Annotated in this window: 6 protein-coding genes; 5 read left to right on the top strand and 1 reads right to left on the bottom strand. The window is 66.2% G+C overall.

What is annotated here, in order from left to right; genetic code table 11:
* The first annotated feature begins 30 nt into the window (after positions 1 to 30).
* The 5 genes from C8267_RS09660 (at position 31) to C8267_RS09685 (ending at position 5,765) form a co-directional block, all read left to right on the top strand.
* Positions 31 to 1,353 carry an ABC transporter permease gene (locus C8267_RS09660; protein WP_087362752.1) on the top strand — a complete coding sequence of 441 codons (1,323 nt, stop codon included), beginning with the start codon at positions 31 to 33 and terminating at the stop codon, positions 1,351 to 1,353.
* Between the two features lie 167 nt (positions 1,354 to 1,520).
* Complete coding sequence (locus C8267_RS09665; RefSeq protein WP_106634474.1) at positions 1,521 to 2,552, top strand: DHH family phosphoesterase; 1,032 nt, start codon at positions 1,521 to 1,523, stop codon at positions 2,550 to 2,552.
* Positions 2,553 to 2,573: 21 nt separating this feature from the next.
* Positions 2,574 to 3,461 carry a LysR family transcriptional regulator gene (locus C8267_RS09670; protein WP_106634475.1) on the top strand — a complete coding sequence of 296 codons (888 nt, stop codon included), beginning with the start codon at positions 2,574 to 2,576 and terminating at the stop codon, positions 3,459 to 3,461.
* A 418-nt stretch (positions 3,462 to 3,879) separates the two neighbouring features.
* Positions 3,880 to 4,974, top strand: a complete 1,095-nt coding sequence (locus tag C8267_RS09680; protein ID WP_106634477.1) for a YeiH family protein — start codon at positions 3,880 to 3,882, stop codon at positions 4,972 to 4,974.
* 38 nt (positions 4,975 to 5,012) lie between these two features.
* On the top strand, positions 5,013 to 5,765 hold the full coding sequence (locus tag C8267_RS09685) for an alpha/beta hydrolase (protein ID WP_234025743.1): 753 nt from the start codon (positions 5,013 to 5,015) through the stop codon (positions 5,763 to 5,765).
* A 460-nt stretch (positions 5,766 to 6,225) separates the two neighbouring features.
* On the opposite strand, the gene C8267_RS09690 is transcribed toward C8267_RS09685, so the two are convergent.
* Positions 6,226 to 6,810: a GNAT family N-acetyltransferase gene (locus C8267_RS09690; RefSeq protein ID WP_106634478.1), complete on the bottom strand. Its 585-nt coding sequence runs from the start codon at positions 6,808 to 6,810 to the stop codon at positions 6,226 to 6,228.
* Between the last annotated feature and the right edge of the window lie 178 nt (positions 6,811 to 6,988).

Genomic DNA, 6,988 nt, shown 5'->3' on the forward strand with positions numbered 1-6,988 from the left:
AACCGCAACTGCGAACAAGAGAAACTGACCATGTCGAACATCTCCATCATCATCGGACGCGAGTTCAACGAGCGCGTCCGCAAGAAATCCTTCATCATCACCACGCTGCTCATGCCCGTGCTGGTGCTCGCCCTGATGGCGGCGCCGGCCCTCATCATGCGCTTCTCGACGGGGGAGCTCAAGCGCATCGCCGTCATCGACGAGAGCGGACGGGTGGCCCCCGCGCTCGAAAGCGACGAGGAGTTCCGCTTCGAACCCACTGAGCTGACCACCGACGAGGCGCGCCGCAGCCTTGAGGATGTCTACGGCATCCTCTACATCGGCCGCGACGTGATGACCAACCCCGACAACGTGCGCCTCTACCTCAACGGCTCCTCGTCGCTCTCGGTTGAGGAGAACATCACCGGCCAGATTGAGGACATCATCGAGACGGAGAAGCTCAAGGCCTACCACATCGAGAACCTGCCGCAGATTCTCGACGAGGTGAAGACCACGGTTCACATGCAGACCTTCCGCAACGACGAGTCGCAGGAGGAGGATTCGCAGGCCCGCTCGTCGGTCATCGCCTCGGCTTCGGGCTTCGTGCTGGGGATGGTGCTCTACATGTTCCTGCTCATCTACGGCGGCATGGTCATGCAGTCGGTCATCGAGGAGAAGAACAACCGCGTGCTGGAGGTTGTGGTCTCGTCGGTGCGCCCCTTCGAGCTGATGATGGGTAAAATCCTGGGCGTGGCCTCGGTGGCCGTGGTCCAGATTCTGATTTGGGGCGTGCTGATTTGCGGCGTCGGGGCGCTGCTCATCCCCCACCTGATGCCCGCCGAGGTGATGGCCGGGGCGCAGGCCATGCAGCAGGGCGTGCCCGAAGCGGCGGCCCTCTCGGGCGTCAGCCCCGAGATGATGCAGGCCGTGGCGACGATGACCGACTTCGGCTATCTGGTCCAGATATTCGTCTGCCTGCTGCTCTTCGTCGTGGGGGGCTATCTGCTCTACTCGGCGATGTTCGCCGCCGTGGGCTCGGCCGTCGACAGCGTGCAGGACGCCCAGCAGCTGCAGACCCCCATCACCATCCCCATCATCCTGGCCTTCCTGGTGATGGTCTCGGTGATGAAGGACCCCAACTCGCCGCTGGCCTTCTGGTTCTCGCTCATCCCCTTCACCTCGCCCGTGGTGATGATGGCGCGCATCCCCTACGGCATTCCCACGTGGGAGGTGGTCCTCTCGCTGGTGCTGCTCTACGCCTCGTTCGTGGCGATGGTCTGGCTGGCCGGCAAAATCTACCGCGTGGGTATCTTCATGTACGGCAAGAAGCCGACCTTCCGCGAGCTGCTCAAGTGGATGAAATACAAGTACTGACCCCTCGGCCGGCAGGGTGCCGGCCCGGGTGCTGCAATCCGGCGGCGGAGCCCCTTGCGGGGAGCTCCGCCGCTTTTTTCGCACGCCGCGCGGTGCACCGTCCGGGACGACATTTGCGAACTCGCACTTTTTCATTATCTTTGCGATGGTATTGACAACCTCCCGCCATGAATATTTCGCAAGACCGGATTGATGCCCTGCGCGCCCTGCTCGTTCGGCCCAGCCAGCAAATCGTGATTCTCTCGCACACCAACCCCGACGGCGACGCCATCGGCTCGTCGCTGGCCTGGAGCGACGTGCTCACCTCGATGGGCCACCGCGTAACCTGCATCGTCCCCAACAAATACCCCTACTTCCTCGACTGGATGCCCGGCATCGCCGACGTGGTCATCCACCGCACCGACACCGAGGGGCGCGCCGCCCGCGCCATCGCCGGGGCCGACATCATCTTCTGCCTCGACTTCAACGCCATCTCGCGGCTCGAGAACCTGAGCCAGGAGCTCGCCTCGAACACCACGGCGCGCCGCGTGCTCATCGACCACCACCTCTCGCCCGTCGAGGAGTTCGACATCGCCTTCTCGCACCCCGAGTCGTCGAGCACCTGCTTCCTGGTCTATACGCTCATCGAGCGGATGTTCGGCACCGACGCCATCACGCTCAAGATGGCCGAGGAGCTCTACGTCGGGATGATGACCGACACGGGCAACTTCGCCTTCTCGTTCCTCACGCCCGAGCTGTTCCGCGCCGTGGCGGTGCTTGTCGAGAAGGGCATCCACATCCCGACGCTCCACAACAACGTCTACAACGCCTATACCGAGGGGCGCGCGCGGCTCTTCGGCTACGCCATCAACCGCAAGATGGAGCTCATCGAGGATGGTACGGTGGCCTACATGTCGCTCAAGGAGAACGAGATGCGCCGCTTCCAGTTCCAGCAGGGCGACAGCGAGGGCTTCGTCAACTACGCGCTCACCATCAAGAAGGTGAAGATGTCGGCCATGTTCCTGGCCCACCGCAAGTTCATCCGCATCTCGCTCCGCTCGCGCGGCGACGTGGATGTCAACCTCTTCGCCCGCAAGTACTTCGACGGTGGCGGCCACAAGAATGCCGCCGGCGGCAAATCCTTCCTCACGATGGAGGAGACCATCGCCCACTACATCCGCTCGGTGCGCGAATTCGCCGAGCAGGGCGGACTGGGTTAACGTTAACACCGCGCCCCGGGCATGGACGACTTCCGACTCCGCGTCTTTCTGGCGGCGGCCCGCACGCTGAGCTTCACCCGGGCCGCCGAGGAGCTCTTCATCTCGCAGCCGGCCGTGAGCAAGCATGTCAACGCGCTCGAAACGGCCTACGGTGTGACGCTCTTCAACCGGCGGGGCAGCCGCCTCTGTCTGACGGCCGCGGGCGAGGTGCTGCTGGGGTGCGCCGAGCGGCTCGAGGCCGAGTACCGCCACCTGCAGTACGCCATGAGCCGCTGCACCGAGCGCCTCGAGGGGGAGCTGCGCCTGGGGGCCAGCACGACCGTCGCCCAATACCTCCTGCCGCCGATTCTGGCCCGCTTCACTGCCCGCTATCCCCACCTTGACGTAACGCTTGCCTCGGGCAACAGCGACCAGATTGAGCAGGCGCTCGAACGGGGCACCGTCGATTTGGGCATCGTCGAGAGCTTCAGCCACCGCCACGGGCTCTTCTACGACCCCTTCACCGAGGACGAGCTGGTGCTGGTCGCCCGCCCCGACGGGGCCTACGGCCGGCTCGAGAGCGTCACCCCCGAGCAGCTCTGCACGCTGCCGCTGGTCATGCGCGAAGGGGGCTCCGGGACGCTCGAGGTGACGGCCGCGGCGCTGGCCCGCGCCGGCATCCGGCTGCGGATGCTCCGGATTGTGATGCGGCTGGGGAGCACCGAGGGCATCAAGGCCTTCGTGCGCAACAGCGACACGCTGGCCATCGTCTCGGTCATTGCGGTGGTCGACGAGCTGCGGCGCGGCGAGCTGCGGGTGATTGACCTCGAGGGGCTTTCGCTGCGGCGCAGCTTCTCGTTCGTCCACCCGGCGGCCGAGCTTCCCGAATCGGTCCGCCGCTTCACGGACTTCGCCCGCGCCTCGCTCTGAGGGTTTGCAGGAGACCCCCGCCGAGCGTTCTCACTTCAAATTGGGCAGCCGCTTTGTAGCCCTTGCCCGCGTCTCCAGCGCTTCATCCTCTCCGCCCTGTTGCCCTGCGCCTCGCTCTGCTCCGCATCCCCGCGCCCCACACTCCGCGCCCCACACTCCGCGCCCCACGCCTCCTCCTCTCGTCCCGTCCTGTCCCTGCCCGCAGCACCGCGCCCCGTACCTCCAGCGTCCGTGCCTCCTCCTTTCCGCCCCTTTTCACCCTTCATTATAACTTTTGGTTATCGCATATAACCCTTTTTCGTTTTGACAACTCCGCGCCGTTTCGTACTTTTGCGGCGCAAAAGGGTCCGCCCGCCGCCCCGGCAGCCGCGCGCATTCCTCCCACCAAAAGAGAAAACACGAAAAAACCCGAAAAGTCATGATGGAAAAAGGTACCCGAGCCAACACCCTCCACGGCATCCTGCTCATTGCGCTCTTCTCGTTCGCGGCATTCTACATCGCCGAGATTCCCTTCGTCCGCAGCCTCTCGTTCAGTCCGCTCATCGTCGGCATCATCCTCGGCATGCTCTACGCCAACAGCCTGCGCAACCGCCTGCCCGAGACGTGGGTCCCGGGCATCAAGTTCTGCACCAAGCAGCTGCTGCGCTGGGGCATCATCCTCTACGGCTTCCGTCTGACGCTGGCCCAGGTGGCCGCCGTGGGCGTTCCGGCCGTGGTGGTCGACCTGGTGGTGGTGACGGTGACCATCCTGGGCGGCGTGGCCCTCGGACGCCTCATGCGCATCGACCGCGACACGGCGCTGATGACCTCGACGGGCAGCGCCATCTGCGGTGCGGCGGCCGTGCTGGGCGCCGAGCCGGTGGTCCGCTGCGAGGGCTACAAGACCGCCATCGCCGTCTCGACGGTGGTGATTTTCGGCACCCTCTCGATGTTCCTCTACCCGATTATGTACCGCACGGGGCTGCTCGAAGGACTCTCGGATACGGGCGTGGCCATCTATACGGGCAGCACGCTCCACGAGGTGGCCCACGTGGCCGGCGCCGGCAACGCCATGGACCCCACCGACTCGCTGGGCATCGCCGGTACGGCCACCATCACCAAGATGATTCGCGTCATGATGCTGGCCCCCGTGCTCGTCATCATGAGCTTCGCGCTCTCGCGCCGCCGCCGCGAAACCGCCGCCGGCGCAGGAGCTTCGGCCGACGCCCCTGCGGGCAAGAGCCGCATCACGATTCCCTGGTTCGCCTTCGGATTCATCGGCGTCATCTGCCTCAATTCGCTGCTGCAGTACCTGCTGGGGGTCGACTCCGTGAAGGAGATTCCGCTCAACGGCGCCATCGAGTACATTGACACCTTCCTGCTGACGATGGCCATGACGGCGCTCGGCACCGAGACGAGCATCGACAAGTTCCGCCAGGCGGGCGCCAAGCCCTTCCTGCTGGCCGGAGCGCTCTACCTCTGGCTGGTCGTGGGCGGCTATCTGGTGACCAAATACGTGGTTGAATGGTTGTAGGAGCCTCCGTCCCGGACGGGGCGGACTCCGCATACGATATGAAGGAGATGGAACACAACGAAGCGTTTCTCCGCTTCCGGCTCGGAGCCGGGGCGGAGGGTGACGAGGCGGCCGAACTGCTGCTCTGGCCGGCCGCCCGTCCCAACGGCCAGGCGGTCGTCGCCTGCCCGGGAGGTGGATTCAACCAGGTGGCGCTCGAGCGCGAGGGGTATCCCTTCGCCCGCTGGTTCAACGAGCGGGGCGTGACCTATGCCGTGCTCTGCTACCGCATGCCGCACGGACGTGCCGGCCTTCCGGCCGAGGATATCCGCTGCGCGCTGGCATTCATGCGCGAACGGGCGGCCGAGTGGGGCATAACGCGCCTCGGCGTGATGGGTGCCTCCATCGGCGGCCACATCGCCGCAACGGCCGCCACGCTCTTCGAGGGGGAGGAGCGCCCGGCCTTCCAGATTCTGCTCTACCCCGTCATCACGATGCTCGACGCCTGGGCCCACCGCCCCTCGCGCGGCCGGCTGATGGGCGAGAACCCCTCGGCGGAGCTCTGCGAGCGCCTCTCGCTCGAGCTGCACGTCACGCCGCAGACCGCCCCCACTTTCATCGTGCTGGCCGAGGACGACGCGGCCGTCTCGCCGATGCACTCGCTGCGCTACTACGAGGCGTTGTGCGCCCGGGGCGTTCCGGCGCAGCTGCACATCTACCCGCGCGGCGGCCACAGCTTCGCCTTCGACGACGCGTTTCCCTATAAGGCGCTCTGGCTCGCCGAGCTGGAACGCTTCCTCGGAGAGGTGTGACCCCGCCGGCTCCCGGCTCCGGTTGTCGGTGTGTTTCCGGTAAGTGGTTCTGGTGCGCTGCCGGTGCGTGGCCCCGGTGCGTGTTGCCGGCACCTCCCTTGTTCTCTTGACGCTTTTGGGCAGCCCCCTTGCCTCCCTTTGGCGTTGTGCAGGTACAACCTGCCGAACACCCCGCTCTTCCGTCTGGAGGAGCGGGGTGTTCCATAAGTGGCGGGGCGCTTCGGAATGGTTGGCGCCGGGCGGGGCCTCTCGGTGCGAAGGACCCCGGATGGAGAATGGTGCGGGGCCGGCTTCGGGGTGCCGTGGTGTGTCTGGCTCCGGTTCGGGGTCAGCCTCGGGAGCGGCTTCTGAGTGCGTAGGGCGGGACGGCTCGGCGTGTGTGAAAAAGGGGCCGGGCGCCTCCCTTTCAGAAACTTTCCGGTCCCTTGCGGTGCGGCGCCGGCGCGTGGACCGGACGAGACTACCGCTCCGCCTCCTCGAGCCGGGGAAGGGTGGGGTGCTCGTGGCCCGAGTAGCGGAGCACCCGCTCGCGGACGAAGTCGACCGCGCGGCGGAGCTGCGCGGGGGTGAGCGGCTCGGGGTAGCTCATCACCACCAGCGGATGGGGTGCGAAGGGCTCCTCGTAGGAGGGGTGGATGTAGTGACAGGGGTTCTCGACGAAGCCCAGCCGCCGGTAGAAGTGGAGGCGGCGCAGCGCCATCCCCTCGATGGGCGGCTCGATTTCGAGCACCACCGGCCCGTCGGAGCTCCGGCAGTAGGCCTCGAGCGCCCGGGAACCGATGTTGTGCCCCCGCAGGGCGGGCGCCACGGCCAGATGCTCGGCGTAGCGGAACCCCTCGCCCCGCCAGTGGAAGAGGAGCCCGGCCAGCCGGTCGCCCAGCCAGATGCCGTCGGCCGTGAAGGCCGGGTCGGCCAGGGCGCGGATGTGGTGCTCGGCCGAACGTCGTTCGCAGGGCGGAAAGGAGTCGCGGTAGAGGCTCCAGGCCTCGTCCCACCCCGCATCGGCCGGCGAGCGGAAGGGGATGAATCGAAGGTCGTGCTGCATGATGTGTGTCGTTTGGAAGTTTCAGGACGAAGATAGCGAAAATTCCCCGCTCCGCAAAACCGCCGCGCACCTCTCCGGAAGGGCCGCCCGCTTATCCGCATTGCCTGCTGCCCGCTCCTGCACCCCCCCCCTCGTACCCGCCGCGCCTTGTATCCGCCGCGCTTTGTACCCGCACTCC

This window comes from Alistipes sp. Marseille-P5061 (assembly GCF_900290115.1).
GTDB classification, from domain to species: Bacteria; Bacteroidota; Bacteroidia; order Bacteroidales; family Rikenellaceae; genus Alistipes; species Alistipes excrementigallinarum.

Bases quoted from the DNA above. Each gene is read 5' to 3' on its own strand.
- C8267_RS09660 (WP_087362752.1), top strand. From the start codon at position 31: ATGTCGAACATCTCCATCATCATCGGACGCGAGTTCAACGAGCGCGTC.
- C8267_RS09685 (WP_234025743.1), top strand. From the start codon at position 5,013: ATGAAGGAGATGGAACACAACGAAGCGTTTCTCCGCTTCCGGCTCGGA.
- C8267_RS09670 (WP_106634475.1), top strand. From the start codon at position 2,574: ATGGACGACTTCCGACTCCGCGTCTTTCTGGCGGCGGCCCGCACGCTG.
- C8267_RS09680 (WP_106634477.1), top strand. From the start codon at position 3,880: ATGATGGAAAAAGGTACCCGAGCCAACACCCTCCACGGCATCCTGCTC.
- C8267_RS09665 (WP_106634474.1), top strand. From the start codon at position 1,521: ATGAATATTTCGCAAGACCGGATTGATGCCCTGCGCGCCCTGCTCGTT.
- C8267_RS09690 (WP_106634478.1), bottom strand. From the start codon at position 6,810: ATGCAGCACGACCTTCGATTCATCCCCTTCCGCTCGCCGGCCGATGCG.